The organism is Paenibacillus sp. 05T425 (assembly GCF_056396205.1).
On the sequence record NZ_JBFTLA010000005.1, the window covers coordinates 368,067 to 390,376 of the forward strand.

Consider the following 22,310-nt stretch of genomic DNA (forward strand, 5'->3'; position numbering starts at 1 on the left):
CTGCATTATGGAGTAAAAGTTCAACTATACAAGCAGCCATTGGAGACAAGTAGAAGTGAATAATTACCCTTTCGAATTTAACCCCAAAGAGCCTTACATTCAGCAGGCAAGCGACTGGATTGCCGATGTTTTMTACGAGAAGCTGCCCGAAGCCGGCTTCGAAGTGCGCGATGAACAAATTTATATGGCGTTTCAGCTGGAGAGAGCGTATGCGGATAAAAAAACGATTTTCGCAGAGGCAGGCGTTGGAACGGGCAAAACATTCGTTTACTTGTTATATGCGCTCAGCTATGCGCGCTATACGAGAAAGCCGGCGATTATCGCTTGCGCCGACGAATCGCTCATCGAGCAGTTGCTAAAGCCGGAAGGCGATATTGCCAAGCTTTCGCGTCATCTCGGTTTAACAATCGATGCTAGAATGGCGAAGTCGCAGGATCAATATTTATGCCTGAATAAGCTGGATGATGCGAGAAGTGATTTCGACGGCGAAGCCGAGCTTTATGATGACATATTCCGTAAGCTGCCATCGTTCGTCTACAAGCCGGAAACGATGCAGTCGTTCCATCCGTACGGCAATCGCAAGGAATATCCGGAGTTAAACGATTCGCAATGGGGCAAGGTCGGCTGGGATGTGTTCCAGGATTGCCTCGTTTGCGATCGAAGACATCGCTGCGGCCAGACGTTGTCCCGCGATGACTATCGCAAGGCGGCCGATCTTATCATCTGTTCGCATGACTTCTATATGGAGCATATATGGACCTTTGAGGCGCGCAAGCGTGAAGGTCAGCTGCCGCTGCTTCCACCGCATAGCTCAGTCGTATTCGATGAAGGACATTTGCTTGAAACGGCTGCACAGCAGGCGTTAACGTACAAGCTGAACCATCATGTATTCGAAAGTATCATTACAAGATTGCTGCAGGATGATATTCGGGAATCGTTAGCCTATGCGATTGAGAACGCGCTAACCCAGAGCGAGCACCTGTTTTCCCTGATTGAACGTAACAGCCGCAGTGTGCAGGCATCGAATCGCAAGCAGATCATTTGGAACGCCGAGCTGCTGCAACAGGTGAACCGGTTCCAAGATATGATGTCCGAGATCGAAGAAGAGCTCGTTTTTGAAAGCGGCCTATTTACGATCGACGAATATCAATTGAAGATCGTTGAGGAGCATATCGAGATGCTCCAATTCGCTTTGTCGCTGTACAAGCGGCAGGAACAGCCGATTAGCTGGGTTACGACAGATAAGGAAGGCATATCGCTCGTCATTATGCCGAAGTGGGTGAAGGAAGTGCTGCAAGAGCAAGTGTTCGGTCTTCAAATGCCGATCGTTTTCTCGTCGGCCACACTGTCCGTAGATGGTTCTTTCGACTATATGACGCAAATCTTAGGCATTGAAGATCCGTTATCGTTTTCCGTTGATTCGCCTTACGAATATGCCGAGCAAATGGACGTATTCATACAAGGCATGGATACGGAGATTGATTTCGACAGCAAAGTAGAACGCACTCTTAGGCAGTTAGGCGAAGCCAAGGGAGGCTCATTAATTTTGTTCCCTTCAATGGAGCAGCTTGAGCGCTTCAAACAATCCGTGCAAGATGGTGGAAGTCACAAATGCGAGTATCCGTTCCTTTACGAAGGCTCGGCTGAGATTAGCCATATCATCGCCCAGTTCCAGCAGAAGACCGAAAGCATCCTATGCGCGGTTACGCTATGGGAAGGACTCGATATACCCGGTGATTCATTGTCGCAAGTCATCATCTGGGATTTGCCGTTCCCTCCGAACGACCCTGTCTTCGATGCACGTCGGGAAGATGCGGTTAATCCGTTCGACGAGGTGGATATGCCCTACATGCTGCTTCGCTTAAGACAAGGAATTGGCAGACTGATACGTACTCGCGAAGACAGCGGCTCTATTGTCATCTTCGGCGACATGCTCGCTAGCGAGCATGTTCGCGAGCAAGTCAAGCATGTATTGCCGGCAGGCGTGAACACCCAAACGATCTAAAAAGCCAAAACCCCTTTTCACGTTTCGGAATCTTCCGGACAGGATCAGGGGTTTTTCAACCGCGGAATGAATAGGGGGATAAGATGAATACGGCGGATACGGTTCAGCGTGCCATTGATTATATCGAAGAACGATTATTCGAGGTACTTGCGCTTGAGGAAATTGCCAAATCGGCTTCCATGTCATTGCCCAATTTGTACCGAATGTTCTATGCAACGACCGGTCATCCCATCAAAGAGTACATTCGCAAACGAAGAATTAGCGAAGCGGCAATTTTACTTCGCTACACCGACTTTCCGACTAACGACATTGGATTTCGGACTGGCTTTGATACGTATCAAGCTTTTATTAAAGCGTTTAAGCGCTGCTTGGGAATGACACCTGGCCAGTATCGGCAAGCGGAAATGATCTTCAGCTTTGAGAAAATGAATCTCCATGAAATTGTGAATTACATGGAGGAGCGCGAAATATCCGAACGGTTTTCTGACGTAAAGGTCATTAGACTCGCCTCCATGAAAKGAATCGGTTACTTGTATACAGCCGATCGGGAGGATGGATTGGAAACCGATGCACTGCGGCAATTCCGAATGCGGCTTGCTGAATGCCAGCTTGACAGCAATCCATTGAGAATATTCGGCTGGAACGTTGATATTAACGACAAACCTCATCGTTTTGGCTATCAACTGATGGCCGTCGGAACGAAGGAAACGGCTTATGCGGATGCACCTGATCTATTTCCTATCGAATGGGAGGGCGGATTGTATGCTGCAACCCGCGTTACGGCTAAGTCCGATACAACAATCGTTGAAGCTTGGAATCGTTTATTGTCGGACTGGCTGCCGCGAAGTACATTCGAGCTTGGGGAGCAACGTTTAGTCGATGAATTTCAGCATTTTGGCGATAAAAGGTTGCGACTGAAGCTCTACCTGCCTGTTAGACGCAAGCAACAATTAGAAAGTATTGAAATCGTTGAGCGCTCAGAAGCTCAGGTTATATGTTTTCGAGCTGTTGGTCATAATCGGATCGCTCAGGTGAATGAAGACTCCGTTAATTGGCTGAACCAGAGCGGCGTAGAGGTTGGGGACAAGGTTGAACTGTTTATGAGCTGCACCTTTCCTCCGAACGACAGCAACGACTGCTACGAACTATTTATTACACTGCCTGAGGAGTACGCATCGAAACCGCATGATGAACATCTCGTTGCACGACTGGAAGGCGGGCTATATGCATGCTTAACGACTGGCGTTTACGGATTAATGACCGGGGTAGTAGAACGCATCTACCTGTGGCTCGCATCATCCGAAGCCTATGAACCCGATACAGAGCGCAAATGGTATGCCCGCTACAATCCGGATGAAGAACGGAGTCATACGGTAACCTGTTACGTTCCTATTCTTTCAACACCTAAATAGGACTATTCGAAGGCGTAAAGCCTTCATTTTTTTAGAGAAAATAATTGCGTGAAATACATATTTCATGCAATTTGCATTGTAAGGCATTTTTTCGGTATGATATAAGCAGTTATAGAGCTTGTTTCAGAGTGAAAACACGATTTTTGACGGAGGTTAAGTAACGCTTGGTACATACACAGCATGAGCTGCTTGATAGCTACAGCGATGAATTGGATTTGTTCTCGATTTGGATGAAAAATAACGGAATGACGAAAGCGACGCAGCGTGCTTACTTGAGCGATACGACTCAGTTCCTTCATTCGGCTTATCCGTCTAAAGTGAAGCTGCTAACAAAGATGGATGTGATGAGGTTCATGTCAGCCTGCCGCGAAAATGGAGCGGGAGACGAAGCACGAAATAGAAAGTTGTCTGCTCTGCGGGCTTTCTTCAAAGCGCTCATCGAATTGGAGCAGCTTGAAGCTAATCCTGCAGCGCTAATCGCCAAATCCAAGCAGGAGAAAAACAAAATTCCTTCTTACCTTGAGGCAGGTGAGCTGGAAGCTTTCATAAAGAAGCTAGGCGGCAAGCATTATGGCCGCAACCTATGCATCGTGCTGCTCATGGCCTATGCCGGCTTGCGAGTTGGCGAGGTTCATCGCATGAATGTACATGATTTCCAGGCGGACGGATCGATCCATATACTCGGCAAAGGACGCAAATGGCGAGTAATCCCGCTGCCGCAATCGCTCCAAGGCGTCATGCGGCAAGCGATCGAAGAGAGAGTAGAAGCGAAGCAGGGCAAGGAGCAGCCGATGTTCGTTTCGCAATTCGGCAGACGGCTGTCCGTGCGGATGATTCAGACCGTAGCCGACGATGCGTTCAGGCAGCTTAAGGCAGATATGCCTTCGCTAGCGCCTAAGAGAATGTCCAGTCATAAGCTTCGGCACTCGTTCGCAACTATGCAGATTCGCAGCGGCACGGATATTCGAACATTGCAGGAGCTGTTAGGCCACGCGAGCATTGAAACGACGCAAATCTATACGCATATCGATAACAAGCAGCTGCAAACGGCAATGAATAACATTGCATCGCAAATTCATGTTCCTGCTAATAAAAGAACATAACTATAATTATGTAAACTTAATGACATAAAATAAAAAACCGATGCAATAGGCATCGGTTTTTTATTTTATAAATTGAGATAACTAATTAATTACATTAATTGATATAAGGCTCGACAATACGTCTCACACGCTCAAGCCCTTCCCACATATCTCCCGGACCGTCATAAATCAGTACATATGCGCCGTCGAACTTCTGTGCTGCCGCAGCTTCAAGATATTGCACGAAGAGAGGTTCATTCGGAATACCCGCTTCGTCAAAATCGGCTTTCGCATGAATCGACACGCTCAGAGGTGTCGTTCGCGCAATTTCTGCAGCTACTGCAGCTCCCTTATAGTTGCCGAAGTCGGTAATAAATCCGACTTGCTCTCCTGCTAGATTCAATAGCTGCTCGCTTGAATGAGCCGTGGAAGTAAGCGCTTTGAAATTTTCGGTAACGACACGTACTCCAATAGGGGCACCATAATTTGCAAGTGTCTTCAATAACTCCGCGGACTGACGAATCGCTTGTTCATTATCCGGTGCTGCTTCGCCGGCAACGATTCGAATCTGCTTGGCGCCGCACTCGGAAGCAATATCGATCCATTCACGCATCAGTTGCAAATCGGCTGTGCGACGACCATCTTCCTCAGAGGTAAGATCGCCGTAGTCTAGCAGAAGCGTATCGAAGGATAAACCGGCATCCTGGAACGCGGCTCTTAATTGGTGCAAATAAGCGAGACTCGTATCTGGAAAGTGAAAATGGCATACTTCAATCGCCTGATAGCCCCGTTCTGCGGCAACTGCAGGCAGTTCTAGCAGCGTATGCACTTGAGGCTGTTCTTGCACTTGGGTTATGTGCTGGCCTTGCTCGGTATCCCATGCTGTCCAGCGAAGAGGTCCGAGCATGCGATGCAAGCTCCATGTACTTACGGATAAATAGGACATTGACTCAACCACCTCACCTTGTCATTTCTTCTAAACATTGAATCTAGCATATCATTTGCAACCAAAGAATATATGTAGCAATTTTGGCATTTTTGTATGCTCTTATCTCATTTCCGAATCAAGAAAAGTTTGGAAAATTAGGATTGACATCTCTCTTTCAACAAAGTACTCTGAATTACAGAGTGATCTATACGAAAGAGATTGGGGAGGGCTAACGATTGCAATATGTCATTGAACTGGACAACGTACGCAAGTTGTATGGCCGTAAGGTCGCTATACACGGCTTGTCGCTGCAGGTGAAGAAGGGTGAAATTTTCGGGATAGTCGGTCCAAACGGGGCAGGCAAAACAACGTTAATCGAGATCATTGAAGGCTTGCGCAAAGCAGATAGCGGAATAGCGACTGTTCTTGGCCGCAACATTCGTACCGAAGCTTCTGCCGTAAAGCAAAGAATTGGTGTTCTGCTTCAATCGACGGCCATTCCCCAAAAGGCGAAGGTGAAAGAAGTATTCGAGCTGTTCGCCTCATTCTATGACAAAAGAATTGATCTTAAGAAAATCAATTCTTTCCTGGAGCTTGAGGATAAGCAGAACGCGTATATAAAATCATTGTCAGGCGGTTGGAAACAGCGAGTATCGCTGGCGCTCGCGCTCATTAACGATCCGGAGATCGTGTTTCTTGATGAGCCAAGCATGGGCCTTGATCCGAATGCGAGGAAAGAAATGTGGGAAATGATCCATCGTCTGCGAAGCGAGGGACGAACAATTGTCGTAACGACGCACTATATGGAAGAAGCCGAGCATCTCTGTGACCGGATTGCCGTTATCGATAAGGGCCGTTTCATTGCCCTTGATACGCCCAGACAACTCATCGCCAAAATTGGCGGAACAAGATCGATTCAATTCAAAAACAATAGCCTTGCTGAAGTTCAAAAGCTGCAAGCTTTGCCTTATACCACGCATGTGGAAATAACAGAACCGTTTATCAAGCTTCAGACTAATGATATCGATCAAACGTTGAAACATTTGTACGCCTATGCAGCCGAAGGTGATTGGCTCATTAGCGAACTGAAGCTGGAGGATGCTTCAATGAATGATGTATTCAACCAATTAACTGCAACTGAAAAGGAGACTGCGTCATGATCGCTTTCGCTAAGCTCGTCAAGTTCGATATGAAGCTTTACTTGCGTGACTGGTTGACCGTCTTCTGGGTGCTAGTCTATCCGATACTTATGCTAGCCATCTTCGGATCGATATTCGGAAATACGACGAGTGAGCCTGGTGGTATGCGTTATATCGAATCATACGTGCCCGCTTTATGCGTATTAAATGTCATTTCCGTCTCTGTATTCACGTTAAATATTAACATCATTACACTTCGTGAGGCAGGGATTTTGAGACGTTTCCGTGTTAGTCCGGTAAGGAAATCTTCGGTGCTTGCTTCGCATGCGGTGCAAGGTCTATTGCTTGTATTAGCCGGTGCGCTGGAAATTATCGTAGTGGCAAAGCTGTTCTGGAATATTAACATCACTGTATCAGGCTTATTCTTATTGCTGGCTTGCTTGCTATTCGGTTGTATTTGCTTTTTTGGACTTGGCTTTGCAATGTCGGGTCTGGCGAAGACGCCGGGTGCGGCCAGCGGCTTCGCGATGGCCATCTTCTTCCCGATGCTGTTCTTGTCCGGGGTAGGCATGCCAGTTGAGGTGCTTCCAGAATTTATGCAATCAGCAAGCGGCTGGCTGCCGATGACTCATTTCGTCGAATTGGCGCAAGGGGTGTGGCAAGGCGGCACGCTTGCCGGTTATGGCACTGATCTTCTCATTATGGGCGGATTCGGCATGGTCGTTATTGTTCTTGCTTTAATGATGTTTAAATGGGAGCATTAATACAACTAGGCATGATTCATCATTCCTTTTGAGGAGGAGTTTGCGTGAGTAAGTTAGAGGGCGAGCAACAACGCGCCTTACAGGATATTGAGTATATTAAGGGACTGCTTGCGAGAAATGAACGCAAGCTTGGGGAAGCATCTCCATTTATGTATGTATGGGGGGCTTACTTGACGGTCGGATTCATAGGCATGCATTTCGATCAGAAAGAATGGCCGATATGGTATTGGGGCATTGCGGCAGTCATTTGCGGTGCGATATCCGGAATAATCGGAAGTAGAATGATGAAGACTCAAAGCGGGGGAGAGGGAGGATTCAGCACTTGGATGTATGTGCTGCCCTTTACTGCAATGTTTGCCGCAGGCAGCTTTATGCTTTTGACGAATATGATTAACACGGATTATACAGCGCTCTTCTGGACGATACTGATTGCATTATCCTATATCGCGATGGGCTCTATGGCAGGCAAAGGCCCGGTCTACTTAGGGTTATGGTTTATCGTGCTAGCCATCGTAACCAGGCTAATACTGCTGGACTATCAATACATCGTATTAGGTGTGTTTGGCGGGGGAAGCATTATCGTATTCGGATATTTGCTGCAGCAACGGAGGAAGAGGAATGGGTGACAATATTCTTGATGCCATTGACGATACAATCCATGCGAAGGCACGTCTAGGCATTATGAGTTTGCTTACCGTACACGGAGAATGCGATTTCGTATTTCTGCGCAAAGAGCTGGAACTGACGGAGGGCAATCTTGGCAGCCATATCCGCGTGCTGGAAGAAGCCGACTATATTCAAGTGACGAAATTATTCGAAGGCAAGAAGCCAAAAACGAGTTGTAGCGCAACTAAGCTTGGCATCGAACGGTTTCGAGACTATATTGATGGACTTGAGAAAATTATTCGAATGGCCCAATCGGCGGCAAATTTGAACAAATAGCACACAAAAGGCTGACAGGATGCATAAAGCATCCTTTGTCAGCCTTTTGTGTTTCGATGCTCTTATTCGCCTGCAGCGGTTGCGAGAACGACTTTTTTCCTCTCTTCACGCTCTTCAGGGAGCATCCTTGGACAGGCGTAGCATTTATCCCCGTCTACCCTGCAATCGTAGAAGCAGCATGCCGACTTCATCATCAGCGGTTTCTCGGGATGCCAAGGATTATCGATGAAACGCGGGGTATGGATGAATGGATTGCGGCTGCGCTTGAACAGCTCGGCTGGCAGCTCCATTAGAATATTAAAATCATGCAAGAACCTCTCAAGTAGTCCCGGGTGTTTGATATAGTCCACGACATAATCGCGAACCTCTAGCGCATGGGTTCCGAACTGCGTCCAGATCATAGCCGTCTTCACATTGCCGGCAGCGGCGATCGCTTCAATGCCCGGAGTAACCGTGTTCTCTATGTATGAGGCCATTTCATTGTATATAAAAGTTGTTCGCGCTTCTCCGTCCGGAATTTCGACACTGCGAACTTCGTTGATTCGATAGCCAAGGTGAGCATGATCATCATGTTTCTCAAGCTGATAGGTTAAGTTATCGATAGGAAGATCAAGCGATCGGTTATGAAGTACGCCAATAAGGAGCTTCGTGATGGCGAGGTTGAAGAATGACATGCCCATGAACGAGGAAGCAGTCTTCGTTCCGATCGCTTGCACGAACTCGCCCGTGTATTCAACCGCTTGCTTCGCTTGCTCAAGATCGTAGAACGAAGCTGCCGGCAACGAATAGGATGGATGCTCAGCACCTTCAGGCGAAATATGAAAAAAATATTTGATGAGCGAGAAGTCCAATTCGGTCGTCATCGAAAACCCTCCTATGATTGGAAGTGATAATAATTTTCAATTAGATAACTCAATCATTATAGGAGCAGCTTTAGATGTCTGTCAAGCAACGAATATCGTTAACTAAACCCCATCGTTCTCAAGGAAGTCGAAAGAATTGTTTCTTTTCCGGATTCATTGTCTGACGATAATGGGAAGGCKATGCGCCTTTTACCTTTTTGAACATTTTCGAGAAAAGCAGCGGGTCTTGGTATCCGACGGAATGAGCGATCTCTGACACAGTCAGCTCAGGGTTTGCCATCAGTTCACTTGCTTTGTCCATCCGAAGCTGGAGGAGATAAGCCTGTGGCGATTGCAGATCCAGTTCTTTGAATAAAGCGGACAAGTAAATACGATCAATGCCGATTCGACTTGCTAGATCGGTTATGCTGAGCTTTTTGGAATAATTGGCTTTCATATACTCGGTTGCTTTCCGTACATACTTCTCCTTCGCCTTAAGCACAGGCTGTTGGCCGATCGGAACAAGCAGCTCCTCGAGCCAGTTCGCTACAATGAGATAGAGCAGGCTATGGATCATAAGGCTTCCGTTGCGTTCCATTGCATGGGCGGCATCCAATTGATCAAGCCAACTATCAAACCATTTGGAATCGGACAGCTCGAATACAGGCGTGTCTATCGTAAGATGCGCTTGATCAAGAAGCGATTCCACACATTCTCCGTGAAAAGCGAGCCAGGAATGTGTCCATGGCTCATTTTCATCCGCTTTCATATAAAGAAGCATATCCGGATAAACGACAAAGCCTTGGCCCTCGTGCAGATGATGAAGCTTCCCGTTAAGCGAGTAAGTGCCGCGGCCTTCATGTACGAATACGAGCTTATAGCTATCCTTCACGCCAGGTCCCCACGTATAGCCGGGCTCACACGATTCCTTGCCGCTATAAAAATAAGTCAGATCCATTCGTTCGATCAATGGTTATCAGCTCCGTAGTTTTATGGATAATTATAATGGCATGACAACTTGCATTATGCCATATAGATCTTGCTTGTCGACATTCCAATGTCTTGTCTTTATAAGTATACTTTGAAATGTCKACAAAATCACCGTTTTCATTATTGCATAGCAATTATTCGCAACGAACTGTAGAAGAGGAGCTGGAATCATGACATACAGAGCAAGTAGCGACCGGTATAAGGAAATGGAATATAAGCGCAGCGGCAGAAGCGGCCTTAAACTGCCGGCTTTGTCCCTTGGCCTATGGCAGAACTTTGGCGGCAACCAGCCGCTCGAAAATTCAAGAGCGATGGTAACGCGCGCATTCGATCTGGGCATCACGCACTTCGACCTTGCGAACAATTATGGCCCGCCTGCTGGATCGGCCGAAGAGACGTTCGGCAGCATTTATAAGAAGGATCTTGTGCCATACCGCGACCAAATGCTCATTTCGACAAAAGCAGGCTATTACATGTGGGAAGGTCCATACGGAGAATGGGGCTCGCGCAAAAATCTGCTGGCCAGTCTTGATCGCAGCTTGCAGCGTATGGGACTCGAATACGTTGATATTTTCTATTCGCATCGTCCCGATCCGGAGACGCCGCTTGAAGAAACGATGGGAGCGCTCGATTATGCGGTAAGATCCGGCAAAGCGCTATATGTCGGTCTTTCCAACTACAGCGCGGAGCAGACGCAGCAAGCGATTGATATATTGAAGCGTCTAGGTACGCCTTGCCTTATTCACCAACCGAACTATTCGATGCTTAACCGTTGGATCGAGGACGGCTTGCAGGACATTTTGCAAGCGGAGGGTGTAGGCTCGATTGCGTATTGTCCGCTTGGCAGAGGCCAGTTGACGAACAAGTACGTCGACCGTATCGAGCAAGAGTCGAAGTCGCCGGAAACAAGCAGCCTTAAACCGGCAGCATTGACGCCAGAGCGCGTGCAGAAGTTCCGCGCGCTTGAGCAGCTCGCAGCAGGCCGCGGTCAGACATTGTCCCAGCTCGCTTTGAACTGGATACTGCGTGAAGGCGGCGTTACATCGGCATTAATCGGCGTCAGCCGTGTCAGCCAGATTGAGGAGAACGTCAAGGCGCTTTCGTTTGCGCCGCTAACGGCGGACGAGCTGGCCGAGATTGACCGCATCATGCACAATATCGGAGATGTGCCTTGGTAATAATATAAAAACAACAGGCAGCTATACGCCCCTGCGCAATCATACTTATGATCGCAAGCGGCGCCATAGCTGCCTTTTTTTATTAAGGGTGACCATGATGATGACTGGCAATAGCAAGAAAAGCTTGCGCTTGCTGAGATAACTTCTCTCCCTCGCGATAATAGATGGCAATAGGGTTAACCGCATGATTGCCGCTTACGTGTACAAGCGCCACATCGCCGCGCTGCACATCCTCCCGCACTTCCGAGGCAGAGGCGAATAGGAGGCCGACTCCCGCCTTGACCGCACGAACCGCTTCGTTCATCCCGTTCCATTGTACTGCAGCACGAGGCGGATCCATATTAGCCGACTTGCATAAGGCCAGCAGCATCTCGCGTGTTCGGCTGCCTTCCTCGCGCATAATGAAAGGCTCGCGCAGCACTTCAGCAAGCGTCAACTCTCGTTTATTCGCAAGCGCGTGGCCTTTAGGCGCAACGAACCACATCGGATCCTCGAAGAGCAGGCTGCGGACGATCCCAGGTGCGGACTCGATACCGCCGCCGATGATGGCGAGATCAGCCTCATAGCGGGATAGCCGTAACATCGTTTCTTGCGCATTCGCCGTTTGGAGCAGCACTTGCACGCCTTGACGATCCCGCTTGAAGGAAGCAATCCAATGAGGGAGCAGGAAGTTGGAAGGCAAGTAGGTTGCGGCAATACGAAGCTTGCCGGTCACGCCTGACTTGAAATCGATTAAAGAGCGGTCAATCTCACTCTCCAAAGCAAAAAGCCGGCTGGCTTGTTCGGCGACGAATTGTCCCGCTTCCGTAAGCATCACACCTCTGCCTTTGGGCAGCAGCAGCGGCATTCCGATCTCTTTCTCAAGATTACGAATTTGCATGGTAACAGCAGGCTGGCTGATGCGCAGCAGCTCCGCTGCGCGAGTGACGCTTCCTTCCTTAGCAGCGGTATGGAACAGCTTAAGCGCATGAAGATTCAATTTTACGTCCCCCTTCACTCAAAGTATAAATCTGATTTATGAATGGCTAATAAATATGTATTATTTTTATGAGTCAATATCGTTTATTGTAAGCCTCAAGAGAAGAAGCTGCAAGCCGTTCTTCATCTATCAAGAGGAGGCGTTATGATGAAGCTATGTTGTTCAGAGTGCTCGTTGGAATGGGACCTTTATAAACCTCGGACAAGATGCAGCTGTGGTGGCTTATTGCAGATTGAACAGAATTTAGCGGGGCTAGACTGCGATTATTTGAAGGTTTTATTCCGCGAACGTTTATCGGATCGGATGTCTCCATATGCAGGTGGCGTATGGCGTTACAAGGAGCTTATACATCCTGAATTGCCAACCCAGCATATTGTCACCAAATATGAGGGCAATACCGGCTTGTATCGGTCAGCGGGGGCAGCGGAATATGCGGGAATTAGAGGCGTATGGCTGAAAGCCTTAAGCGAGAATCCGAGCGGCTCTTTCAAGGATAACGGAATGACGGTTGCGGTATCGCATGGCAACTGGCTCGGCATGGACCGATTCGCGTGTTCATCGACTGGCAATACGTCGGCATCACTTGCGATGTATGCAGCGATTGCTGGGAGCGAATCGTATGTCTATTTACCCGAAGCGGGAGTTGCCGCGAGTAAAATAAGCCAAACGATTGCGTATGGCGGCAAGCTCGTTCGCTTTCAGGGCACCTATGACGATGGACTCGCTTATTTGGAGCAGCATGCCGAAGAGCTTGGGATGTATGTATGCAATTCAGTGAACCCGTTCCGAATCGAAGGACAAAAAAGCATCGTGTTCGAAATTGCCCAATATTTGAACTGGGAACTGCCAGATTGGATCGTACTGCCTGGCGGGGCGCTAAGCAATACGTCTGCCTTAGGCAAAGGGCTGGAGGAGCTGAAGACACTCGGCTTCATCAAGAAAGTGCCTCGCGTAGCAGTCGTGCAAGCGGAAGGAGCGAGCCCGTTCCACCGTATGGTTGAACAGCAAGCGGACACTCTCGTTGCTTGTTCGGAGCCGAAGACGGAAGCGAGCGCGCTCAATATCGGTAATCCGCCAAGCTGGCGCAAGGCGCTTCGAACACTAAGCTTCACGAGCGGAGTAACGGTATCGGTCACGGACGAACAGATTTTTGACGCGAAAGCGGTCATTGATCGTTCTGGAATCGGCTGTGAGCCCGCATCGGCCGCTTCGCTAGCCGGATTGAAGCAGCTAATTGCGAATGGCATCATCGACAAGGATGAAACGGCGGTCTGTTTGTTAACCGGTCATCTGCTCAAAGACATTGACGCCTTGAAACGATACGATCAAAAAATGTAATACGAACAATTGTTCTCATAGGCGAAAAATGGCATATTCGCAAATAAAGCAAGCATATAGATGAAAGGACCCGGACGGTCGTGACCGTTCGGGTTATTGTGTTGCGGCAGGAAATGAAGTTGCTTTTGTGGAAGTATAGGGAAATCCAATTTAGACAAGCGAGGGGAATTATGATCGCATTAACTGAAGCCTATATCGATTCTTTAGCGCTGAACGCGGCTTCCATTAAGAATGGCAAGGACCTCGTTCGCAAAAATAGTTTCCCGCTGTTGAACCGTACCGAAGACGATACGCTTCTGTTCGGGGAATGCAAGGGCAGCGGCAAGGAGCCCTATCGCTGTTCCGCAGACTTTATCGTTCCCGATCAGCCCGTGTTTCGCTGTTCCTGTCCGAGCAGGCAGTTTCCTTGCAAGCATATCCTTGGTCTGCTGTACGCAGCCGCAGCCGGTCAGACCTTCCATGTGGCAGACATTCCAAGCGACATTGCCGAGAAGCGGGAGAAAGCAGAGAAACGCGAGGAGAAAAAGAAAGAAACTGCTGAAGCGGGAGATGCCGCGCCTTCGAAGCGGAAGGTGAATAAGTCCGCGCTGGCCAAGAAGCTGGCCGCTCAGCTAGAAGGCATCGAACTGACCGAGAAGCTGCTGAAGCAATTAGTTACGACGGGCTTAGCGGCAGCAGACGCGAGGGCGTTGCGACAATATGAGGAGCAAGCGAAGCAGCTCGGCAATTCGTTTGTGCCTGGGCTGCAAGCGTCGTTCCGCGAGCTGATCGAATGTCTTCGATCGGAGAAAAGCGCCTCCTCCGGGTACCTGGAAGCGACCGAGCAGTTAACTTCGCTTTATGCGCTATTGAAGCGGGGCCGAGATCATTTGACTGCAAAAATAGGAGATCCCGAGCTTGCAATAAATAYCGATAGCGCGATCGAGGAGAAGATCGGGCATGCGTGGCAGTTCGCGGAGTTGAGAGAAGCCGGGCAAGTCCGTGAACAGATGGAGCTCATGCAGCTAAGCTTCCGCTCTTATACCGATGTTTCACGCGGCGAATATGTCGACGAGGGGTACTGGATTCAGCTGAATGACGGGCAGTTGGTAGCGACTCGAACCTATCGGCCGTTCCGAGCCGCGAAGTTCATTAAGGAAGACGATTCGTACTTCCACATTGTTCAGACGAAGGAGCTGGCGGTATACCCCGGGGAATGGAATCGCAGGGCAAGATGGGAAGATATGACGCTTCGCGAGACGTCTGCCGAGGATCGGCAAGCGGTACGTAAGCATGCGGTCAAATCGTACCCCGATGCTATAAAAACGATCAAAAACGTACTGAAAAATCCGCTATCGGATAAAAATCCGGTTATGCTGCTGCATGCCGCTAGAATCGGCCAAACGGATGAAGGTTATGCGATGGAGGATGAGCAAGGCAAGCGAATAGCACTAAGCCACATCGATGCAATCGGACAGTCCACTTTGCATTCTCTGCCTTTTCTCCATGAAGGAAGCTTGACGGACTGCGCCGTTCTCGTCATGTTCGAGGATCGACTGGATTCAGGCCGACTGCATGCGCAGCCTTTAGCGCTAATTAACGAAAAAGAAACGATTCGTTTGCTATATTAATTCATTTCATTCACAGGCAAAGGAGTTAACGATGAGCATACCCTTATTACGCGAGCTTCATGAGGACCTGAGGCGTTTATTGATAGCAGGCGCAGCCCTGGCGCCTAACGATTTGCGGCTGCAAGCGATGCTGCCGAAGCTGGAACGGCTCGGAGAAGCTGCTCCGGTATTCAAAAAAGTAGGCGAAACGGTAAGCGAAGTCATACGTTCTTCGCCTGATCTAGCGGCAACGAAGCTTCTGGATCTATCGGTTCTGCTCCATGCGATCTTGCATACGCAAGGATCAACGGAAACGGCAGGAGAACTGCGTTCGATCGGTTTGACAGATTCTAATGCATCAGCGCCTACTCACATTTCGTATCGCAAGCTTCAACCGGTCATCGATGCTTTGACGCAAACCGGCTCAGGTCGTCTGGAGGTCATTCGACAAGCGAATGCCGATGGCATTTTTACGGACATGAGAACATTTGTTCCCTCCGTTACAGCACTTGAGGATTCCTATTCGGAAATCGCTGAATACGTGGCAGAGGAAGTACTGCCGAAGATCGGTCAACGTATATTGCCTGTGCTGCATGCAAGCTTCAACTTTGAAGGCGGGAGCGGAGACGCTCGCAAGCTGACGGCGATTTATCGGTTAACGGCCGAAGAAGAGAAAGCAGCCGCGAAAGAGCTTATCCATAAGTCAGCTTATAACGGCTCGCTGCCTGTACGTATTGCAGCACTCCGACTCGCTGCTGACGATGCCGACTTCGAGGATAAGCTGCTGGAGCTGTCATATGACCGCAAGAAAGAGATTCGAAGCGCGGCTTTGCTTGCTTTATCCAATAGCGACAGCGAGCAGGCTTTGGAGCGGTTAATGGAAGCGATCATGAAAAAAGATACCTCCATTGCGGCAGAACCGATCCGCAGAAGTGTTAACCCTAAGCTGAAGGAGCGTGTGCTTGCGTTCGGCGAGGAGCTGCTCGGTGCGATGGCGGCTGATCGTAAGAACGCAAGCTGGCTAGAGCGAATGCTGGCCGTACTTGGCGGGTTGAGATCGCCGGGGCAACATGCCGCTGAACGCGATTTTCTCATGCGGCTGCTTCATGATGATGCGATTGATATCATGGAAACCTCGAGAATTCAGAGCGAGGCAGCCGAGGCGCTGCTGGAATCGAAGCATCCTAAGGCTCTCTTGTTCCTTCATGAGCTTAGACATAAGCGGCCGAACCTGCTTGGCTACTCGTTCAAAGCCGCGGTCAGACTTGAACAGCCTGCGGATGTGTATGAAGCCTATAAGCCGTATTTGGATGATCGCAAAGGAGCAGCCGCAAAGCAGCTGCTGCAAGTGTTCTACGAATGGGTACCGGGTCCGCTATATGAATTCCGAAATCTGAGAGAGAAAGATGAGTCTGAGCCTTTAGTTTCGTGGGATAGCCGTTAGGTACACCGTTTAGTGAAAATGAACGAAGAAGATCTTGTCGCAAGACTTGCAGTAAAACCGGAACAGGAAGTCGTTGATTATTTGCTGTATAAGGCGAAAGTCAATCCTAATATCGCAACTTATCGCACAACCGCCATCTTGCTTGCGCTTGTCCGTCTCGGCAGTGAGCAGGCGCCGGAGCTGATCTTGAGTACGATTGAGAAAGCAAAGCCGAAGCAAATCTATTATTTAGAAGAAGAGATTAGCTTCTTGTGTGCATCGATCCCAAGCCGATATGCGGAACGACTGCGATTGACTGCGGATCGCTTCTACTACGAAGAAACACGCAATAAGCTGCTGGAGCTGGCTGACCTTGTTGCTGCTAAGAAGGAAGAGGAATCAACCAAAGGAGCGGGATTACTATCATGGATCAAAAGCATAGTACGTTAAGACTGCCGGCAGAAAAGCTATACGCGCATGAGCTTGAAGCGTTGCGAGCATCGGATAAGGGCGAGCGCCCCGAAGGGTGGCAATTATCGCCGCGCGCCGTCTTAACCTTTATTATTGGGGGCGAAGCTGGCGGCACGCCGATCACGCCGAAGTATATCGGCAACCAGCGCCTCGTCGAGATTGCGATAGCGACACTGTTGACGGATCGGGCGCTGCTTCTTATTGGCGAGCCGGGAACGGCTAAATCCTGGTTGTCGGAAAACTTGACGGCCGCCATACACGGCGATTCGTCGAAGGTTATTCAAGGTACGGCGGGAACGAGTGAGGAGCAAATCCGATATTCTTGGAACTACGCGATGCTGCTTGCTAACGGGCCTTCGAATGAGGCTATCGTGAAGAGCCCGATCTACCGGGCGATGGAGACTGGCGGTATCGCCCGCTTCGAAGAAATTTCCCGCTGCGCCTCGGAAGTGCAGGACGCGCTTATTTCCATCTTATCGGAGAAGACGATTACCGTCCCCGAGCTTGGCAGCGAAGTTCCTGCGTCGCGCGGATTCTCGATCATCGCAACGGCGAATACGCGTGACCGAGGCGTTAACGATATGTCTGCCGCGCTTAAGCGCAGGTTCAATATTATTGTTCTTCCTGCTCCAGCCGATATGGACACGGAGATCGATATCGTTCGCAAGCGGGTTAGCGAGATTGCGGCCAATTACCGGCTTGGCGATGCATTGCCAACAGAAGCGGCGGTGCATAAGGTTGTTACGATCTTCCGCGAGCTGCGCGCAGGCATGACGATCGACGGCAAGGAGAAGATTAAGCAGCCAAGCGGCGCGATCTCAACCGCCGAGGCGATCTCCCTGCTCGTGAACAGCATGGCGCTCGCTTCCAGCTTCGGCGGCGGAAGCGTATCTGATGAAGACTTGGCCGCGGGTCTGCTCGGCGCAGTCGTCAAGGATGACGGCAAAGACGACGCCGTGTGGAAGGAATATCTGGAGAACGTGATGAAGAAACGCGGACCTACATGGCGCGGCCTGTATAACGCTTGCCGTGAGCTTAGCTCGTGAGCGCGATGAAAGCCGTAGGTATGGTTAAGGAAACCGCTGGCGTACATTTGTTCGGGATCCGCCATTTGTCTCCCGCAGGCGCGATTCACCTGCGGCATTATCTGAATGAAATCAAGCCTAAGCTCGTGCTCGTCGAAGGGCCGGAAGACGCAACCCCGCTTATTGGCCATCTAACGAGAAGCGGCGTTATTCCGCCGGTTGCCATCTTAGCGTATACCGATCAATTGCCGATCCGAACGCTCATCTTCCCGTTAGCGCGTTATTCGCCGGAATATGAAGCGTTTCGCTGGGCGGCAAGCAACGGTGCAGAAGCGCGTTTCATCGATTTGCCTTCTTCCGCAGCGATAAGTATGAATCTCGGTAAGCGCGATGCTATGGATGAGGGAAATAGGAAGGAAGCGAAGCAGCATTGGAGCAACGTTAACGAACGTTATGAGAAGGTAGCCGAGCTTGCCGGTGAGTTGGATTACGATTCGTATTGGGAACGATACTTTGAGCATTCGGCCGCTTCCGACACGTATAGAACCTCAATTGCTGCCTTCTCCGAGCAGATGAGAAGACTCAATGAGGAAGAGGAGCGAAGCAGCCTGCCGCTCGAAGCGGCTTCGAACGATATACGCGAAGCTTATATGCGGGGCAGAATTGCAGAGGCGCTCGCAAGCGGCGTTCCGGCTGATCGAATCGTCGTTATAGCTGGCGCTTACCACATATCGGCGTTAACGTCAGATTGGCCGCCAATGTCGGACGATGAAGCAGCAGCTCTCCCGAGAAGGGATACGAAGCTAACGCTCATGCCGTATTCGAACTATAAGCTGTCGAATCATTCCGGTTATGGCGCCGGCAATCATGCGCCTGCTTACTTCGACCTCGCGTGGCAATGCCTGGAGGCCGATGATCCCAATAAGCTGGCGCCTCTTTATTTATCCAAGGTTGCCGGTTATATGCGTGAGAACGGCACATATCGTTCTGCTGCTTCTGTCATTGAGGCGGTAAGGCTTGCTGAGGCGCTGACATCGCTGCGAGGCGGACGACTGCCGGTATGGCGTGATTTGCGCGATGCAGCGATCGTGTGTCTGGGGCATGGGGAGCTGTCGGTTGTATCGGAAGCTCTTGTGAAAACGGATATCGGGACGGTCATCGGCGCTTTGCCCGAAGGAGTCAGCCAGACGCCGATTCAAGACGATTTGAATCGCAATCTGAAGCTGCTGAAGCTGGAGAAATACAAAAGCGCCGTAGCTGCCGATTTGGAGCTTGATCTGCGGGAGAATCGGCGAGTCAAGTCGGAAGAAGCGGCCTTCATCGATCTGCGCCGCTCCTTCTTCCTTCAGCGGCTGGCACTGCTTGGGATCAGCTTCGTCCGCAAGAAGTCCATTCGTCAGGATGGCGCGACTTGGGCTGAGCACTGGGTGCTGCAATGGTCGCCGGAAGCGGAAATTCAGATCGTTGAGGCTACACTGAAAGGCGAGACGGTAGAACTCGCAGCCGCATTCGCCATCAAGGAAGCGCTAGAGCAAAGTCCCGACCTGCGGACGGCCGCGGGGCTTGTGAAGCAAGCCTGGGAATGCGGTCTCCCTACGTCAATGGAGGATGCCAGGCACATGCTGCAGCAGCTTGCGGTCGATGCAGGCGCTATTGATCAGGTTGCCGGCGCACTAAGGGAACTGTCCGCGCTCATACAGTTCGGCGATGTGCGAAAAGCAGATACAAGCGTGCTCATTCCACTGCTGCAGCAAATGTTCCTGAGAGGAACATTACTGCTCGTGGACAGTGCAGCCTGCAATGACGAAGCTGCCACAGCTATAGCGGCTGCGATGATCGATATGCATGCGATTTCGCAGCAGCATTACGACGATGTGGATGACGAGCGTTGGCTGAAGCAGCTGGAGCTGCTCGCCTACCGGGACGATCGCAATGCGAAGCTGTCCGGTCTAGCTTTCGCCTTGCTGCTGGAGCGCAATCTGATCGACGCCGATCGGTTGGCGTCCGAAGTGTCTCGTCGATTATCGCCAGGTACGGACGCCGACATGGGCGCAGGCTGGTTCGAAGGCATGTCGCTTCGCAACCGCTACGTTCTGCTGTCGAGAAGACAGTTGTGGGAACAGCTTGATCTGTATATCCATTCCCTTGATGAGACCCAATTCCGTCGATCGCTCGTCTATCTGCGCCGGGCATTCAGCGGCTTCGAAGCGAGAGACAGAAGCATGGTAGCCGAGCTGCTTGGCGAGTTGTGGGGAGTCGGAGCTTTAGAGGGCGGAGATGCCTTGTCGCAGCCGCTGAACGAGCAAGAGCAGCAAACATTATCCGAACTCGATGAGTTCGACTTTGGAGACTTCTAATATGGACGAACAACAACGGTTAGAGATGTTGAGAAGATGGAGGCTCGTGCTCGGCCAAGCCGCGGAGCAGAAGCTTGCAGACATGGCAGGCGGAGGTACGCTGCTTGATGATGAAGGCATCGCGATGGATGAAGCTTTAGCCGCCATCTATGACGGGTCATCGGGAGGAGAGGAGAACACAGCCGCTTCAGGCCGCCGATCTGCTGGTTTAGGGTCGTCCGCTCCCAAGCTGACCAAGTGGCTTGGCGATGTGCGTTCGTTTTTCCCCTCGGATATTGTATCCGTCATCCAAGGGGATGCCATTGAACGGAAAGGGCTGAAGCAGCTGCTGTTCGAGCCGGAGACGCTCAGACAGATTAAGCCGGACGTTCGCATGGTCGCTATGCTCATGTCGCTGCGCGGACGCATTCCGGAGCAGACGAAGGAAACGGCGCGACTGCTCGTGAAGGAAGTCGTCGACGATATTATGAAGCGGCTGCGCGATCAGATTACGCGCGCGGTCACCGGCGCGCTCAACAAACGCAAGCATTCCCCGCTGCCTTCCTTCTCGGGGCTCGATTGGAAGCGAACGATTAGCCGCAACCTTCGGCATTACGATACGAACAGCGGGCTGCTCATACCCGAGCGTTTCTATTTCTTCGATCGGGCGAAACGAAGCAGGGAGTGGACGGTCATACTCGATATTGACCAAAGCGGTTCGATGTCGGAATCGGTCATCTATGCATCAATCATCGGCTCGATCTTCGCCAGTCTGCCGTCGCTTGATACTCGGGTAGTCGCCTTCGACACCGAAATCGTCGACCTAAGCGAGCAATGCGCAACTGATCCCGTCGATATGCTATTCGGCATACAGCATGGCGGAGGTACGGATATTCATAAGTCGGTCGTTTATTGCGAGCAGTTTATTACCGATCCGAAGAAAACGCTTTTCATCCTCATCTCCGATCTGTATGAGGGCGGCAACCAATCGGCGCTGATTCGCAGAATGGAGCATATGAAGCAATCGGGGGTAAGCGTACTATGCTTGCTCGCCTTATCCGATAGCGGAGCGCCGTCGTATGATGCAGATCTGGCTAAGCGATTATCGGGCATGGGCATCCCAAGTTTCGCCTGCTCGCCGGACCGGTTAGCTGAGCTGGTAGAGGGAGCGCTAAAAGGTAAAGATTTGAAGGAGCTGGCAGCGACACTATCGCCGGTGAAGGGGTAAAATAGGACGTGTGGAAAAGGGCTGAACCATTGTCATTCACGATGACTTTGGTTCAGCCCTTATTTTCTATTAAGCGGATGGAGGAAGCTCGGTCAATGTCGGTTTCGCGTAACCTTCCTTATACGTGTCGTCAATGATTTGGCGAATCCGCTCCAGCTCGATGCCGCTTTCTTTCATTGCAGCAGTCTTCACCGCAATCTCCATGCATACGCCGCAGCGCGTACCGTGATCATCCCAGACGACTGTGCCGTCTTCCTTTATTTCAGCGATAAAGCAATTAAGATTGCTGCGATGGCCCGCGCTCTCGCCGCAGCCGCAATAACATGGAATATAGGGTAGAGTGTCGGTTAAAGAAGCTGCGACGGCGTAAGCCGTTCGTATCGTAGGTGAAGCTTCGACAAGAAAGGACGGAAATTCGGCAAGCGAAGCTGTCTGCTCTTGAAGATCGCCGGAAGCGGTATGATGCTGCTCCTCATGCGCGGTTTCCCCATTATGGGCCTCATGCGCGTTATTCGAGCAGCCCCCAAGCACAAACCCGGCAAGCACAAGAGCGTAAATAGMAGAGCGAATAGATTTATTCATTGAACAATACGACCCCTTTCTATGTAAGAAATATCTACTGACCAGTATATCATTAAC

Annotated in this window: 20 protein-coding genes; 15 read left to right on the forward strand and 5 right to left on the reverse strand. The window is 50.3% G+C overall.

What is annotated here, in order from left to right; genetic code table 11:
* Positions 1-55 precede the first annotated feature (55 nt).
* From AC1DF0_RS13630 to AC1DF0_RS13640, 3 genes are all read left to right on the forward strand, one after another.
* Positions 56-2,005, forward strand: a complete 1,950-nt coding sequence (locus tag AC1DF0_RS13630; protein ID WP_477574349.1) for an ATP-dependent DNA helicase — start codon at positions 56-58, stop codon at positions 2,003-2,005.
* 83 nt (positions 2,006-2,088) lie between these two features.
* Positions 2,089-3,417, forward strand: a complete 1,329-nt coding sequence (locus tag AC1DF0_RS13635; protein ID WP_477574350.1) for a helix-turn-helix domain-containing protein — start codon at positions 2,089-2,091, stop codon at positions 3,415-3,417.
* Between the two features lie 164 nt (positions 3,418-3,581).
* Positions 3,582-4,520, forward strand: coding sequence for a site-specific integrase (locus AC1DF0_RS13640; protein WP_442049711.1), 939 nt, complete (start codon positions 3,582-3,584; stop codon positions 4,518-4,520).
* A gap of 94 nt (positions 4,521-4,614) precedes the next feature.
* Here the strand turns inward: AC1DF0_RS13640 and AC1DF0_RS13645 are convergent, their stop codons facing one another.
* Complete coding sequence (locus AC1DF0_RS13645) at positions 4,615-5,445, reverse strand: sugar phosphate isomerase/epimerase family protein (protein ID WP_477574351.1); 831 nt, start codon at positions 5,443-5,445, stop codon at positions 4,615-4,617.
* Positions 5,446-5,663: 218 nt separating this feature from the next.
* On the opposite strand from AC1DF0_RS13645, the gene AC1DF0_RS13650 reads away from it, so the two are divergent.
* Genes AC1DF0_RS13650 through AC1DF0_RS13665 form a run of 4 tightly spaced genes read left to right on the forward strand, consistent with a single transcriptional unit; the run spans position 5,664 to position 8,272 of the window.
* Complete coding sequence (locus AC1DF0_RS13650) at positions 5,664-6,587, forward strand: ABC transporter ATP-binding protein (RefSeq protein WP_477574352.1); 924 nt, start codon at positions 5,664-5,666, stop codon at positions 6,585-6,587.
* Positions 6,584-7,330, forward strand: a complete 747-nt coding sequence (locus AC1DF0_RS13655) for an ABC transporter permease (protein ID WP_477574353.1) — start codon at positions 6,584-6,586, stop codon at positions 7,328-7,330. Before AC1DF0_RS13650 ends, AC1DF0_RS13655 begins: the two co-directional genes overlap by 4 nt.
* Before the next feature lie 44 nt (positions 7,331-7,374).
* Positions 7,375-7,956 (forward strand): hypothetical protein, encoded by a 582-nt coding sequence (locus AC1DF0_RS13660; protein ID WP_477574354.1) that lies wholly within the window; start codon positions 7,375-7,377, stop codon positions 7,954-7,956.
* Positions 7,949-8,272: a winged helix-turn-helix domain-containing protein gene (locus AC1DF0_RS13665; RefSeq protein ID WP_477574355.1), complete on the forward strand. Its 324-nt coding sequence runs from the start codon at positions 7,949-7,951 to the stop codon at positions 8,270-8,272. The genes AC1DF0_RS13660 and AC1DF0_RS13665 overlap by 8 nt, the downstream gene beginning before the upstream one ends.
* Positions 8,273-8,334: 62 nt before the next feature.
* Here the strand turns inward: AC1DF0_RS13665 and AC1DF0_RS13670 are convergent, their stop codons facing one another.
* Both AC1DF0_RS13670 and AC1DF0_RS13675 read right to left on the reverse strand, forming a co-directional pair.
* Positions 8,335-9,135: a hypothetical protein gene (locus AC1DF0_RS13670; protein WP_442049705.1), complete on the reverse strand. Its 801-nt coding sequence runs from the start codon at positions 9,133-9,135 to the stop codon at positions 8,335-8,337.
* A 118-nt stretch (positions 9,136-9,253) separates the two neighbouring features.
* Positions 9,254-10,084 (reverse strand): AraC family transcriptional regulator, encoded by an 831-nt coding sequence (locus AC1DF0_RS13675; protein ID WP_477574356.1) that lies wholly within the window; start codon positions 10,082-10,084, stop codon positions 9,254-9,256.
* Between the two features lie 190 nt (positions 10,085-10,274).
* On the opposite strand from AC1DF0_RS13675, the gene AC1DF0_RS13680 reads away from it, so the two are divergent.
* A complete protein-coding gene (locus tag AC1DF0_RS13680; RefSeq protein WP_442049703.1) occupies positions 10,275-11,282 on the forward strand; it encodes an aldo/keto reductase in 1,008 nt (335 codons plus the stop codon).
* A gap of 82 nt (positions 11,283-11,364) precedes the next feature.
* Here the strand turns inward: AC1DF0_RS13680 and AC1DF0_RS13685 are convergent, their stop codons facing one another.
* Positions 11,365-12,261, reverse strand: a complete 897-nt coding sequence (locus AC1DF0_RS13685; protein WP_442049702.1) for a LysR substrate-binding domain-containing protein — start codon at positions 12,259-12,261, stop codon at positions 11,365-11,367.
* Positions 12,262-12,408: 147 nt separating this feature from the next.
* Here AC1DF0_RS13685 and thrC point away from each other — a divergent pair, with 147 nt between their 5' ends.
* From thrC to AC1DF0_RS13720, 7 genes are all read left to right on the forward strand, one after another.
* Entirely contained in the window at positions 12,409-13,599 is a 1,191-nt protein-coding gene (gene thrC / locus AC1DF0_RS13690) for a threonine synthase (RefSeq protein WP_442049786.1), read from the forward strand.
* Positions 13,600-13,769: 170 nt separating this feature from the next.
* Positions 13,770-15,209: an SWIM zinc finger family protein gene (locus AC1DF0_RS13695; protein WP_477574357.1), complete on the forward strand. Its 1,440-nt coding sequence runs from the start codon at positions 13,770-13,772 to the stop codon at positions 15,207-15,209.
* A gap of 31 nt (positions 15,210-15,240) precedes the next feature.
* Positions 15,241-16,632, forward strand: coding sequence for a hypothetical protein (locus AC1DF0_RS13700; RefSeq protein ID WP_477574358.1), 1,392 nt, complete (start codon positions 15,241-15,243; stop codon positions 16,630-16,632).
* Positions 16,633-16,644: 12 nt separating this feature from the next.
* Entirely contained in the window at positions 16,645-17,061 is a 417-nt protein-coding gene (locus AC1DF0_RS13705) for a hypothetical protein (RefSeq protein WP_477574359.1), read from the forward strand.
* Positions 17,037-18,128, forward strand: a complete 1,092-nt coding sequence (locus AC1DF0_RS13710; RefSeq protein ID WP_477574360.1) for an ATP-binding protein — start codon at positions 17,037-17,039, stop codon at positions 18,126-18,128. The genes AC1DF0_RS13705 and AC1DF0_RS13710 overlap by 25 nt, the downstream gene beginning before the upstream one ends.
* 5 nt (positions 18,129-18,133) lie before the next feature.
* Positions 18,134-20,464, forward strand: a complete 2,331-nt coding sequence (locus AC1DF0_RS13715; RefSeq protein ID WP_477574397.1) for a DUF5682 family protein — start codon at positions 18,134-18,136, stop codon at positions 20,462-20,464.
* 1 nt (position 20,465) lies between these two features.
* Positions 20,466-21,671, forward strand: coding sequence for a VWA domain-containing protein (locus AC1DF0_RS13720; protein WP_477574361.1), 1,206 nt, complete (start codon positions 20,466-20,468; stop codon positions 21,669-21,671).
* Positions 21,672-21,740: 69 nt separating this feature from the next.
* On the opposite strand, the gene AC1DF0_RS13725 is transcribed toward AC1DF0_RS13720, so the two are convergent.
* Entirely contained in the window at positions 21,741-22,253 is a 513-nt protein-coding gene (locus AC1DF0_RS13725; protein ID WP_477574362.1) for a PCYCGC motif-containing (lipo)protein, read from the reverse strand.
* Positions 22,254-22,310: the final 57 nt, after the last annotated feature.

What these genes read in the sequence shown, in the direction of transcription:
- AC1DF0_RS13645 (WP_477574351.1), bottom strand. Translation starts at nt 5,445, where the DNA reads ATGTCCTATTTATCCGTAAGTACATGGAGCTTGCATCGCATGCTCGGA.
- AC1DF0_RS13655 (WP_477574353.1), top strand. Translation starts at nt 6,584, where the DNA reads ATGATCGCTTTCGCTAAGCTCGTCAAGTTCGATATGAAGCTTTACTTG.
- AC1DF0_RS13665 (WP_477574355.1), top strand. Translation starts at nt 7,949, where the DNA reads ATGGGTGACAATATTCTTGATGCCATTGACGATACAATCCATGCGAAG.
- AC1DF0_RS13670 (WP_442049705.1), bottom strand. Translation starts at nt 9,135, where the DNA reads ATGACGACCGAATTGGACTTCTCGCTCATCAAATATTTTTTTCATATT.
- AC1DF0_RS13680 (WP_442049703.1), top strand. Translation starts at nt 10,275, where the DNA reads ATGACATACAGAGCAAGTAGCGACCGGTATAAGGAAATGGAATATAAG.
- thrC (WP_442049786.1), top strand. Translation starts at nt 12,409, where the DNA reads ATGAAGCTATGTTGTTCAGAGTGCTCGTTGGAATGGGACCTTTATAAA.
- AC1DF0_RS13700 (WP_477574358.1), top strand. Translation starts at nt 15,241, where the DNA reads ATGAGCATACCCTTATTACGCGAGCTTCATGAGGACCTGAGGCGTTTA.
- AC1DF0_RS13710 (WP_477574360.1), top strand. Translation starts at nt 17,037, where the DNA reads ATGGATCAAAAGCATAGTACGTTAAGACTGCCGGCAGAAAAGCTATAC.
- AC1DF0_RS13715 (WP_477574397.1), top strand. Translation starts at nt 18,134, where the DNA reads ATGAAAGCCGTAGGTATGGTTAAGGAAACCGCTGGCGTACATTTGTTC.
- AC1DF0_RS13720 (WP_477574361.1), top strand. Translation starts at nt 20,466, where the DNA reads ATGGACGAACAACAACGGTTAGAGATGTTGAGAAGATGGAGGCTCGTG.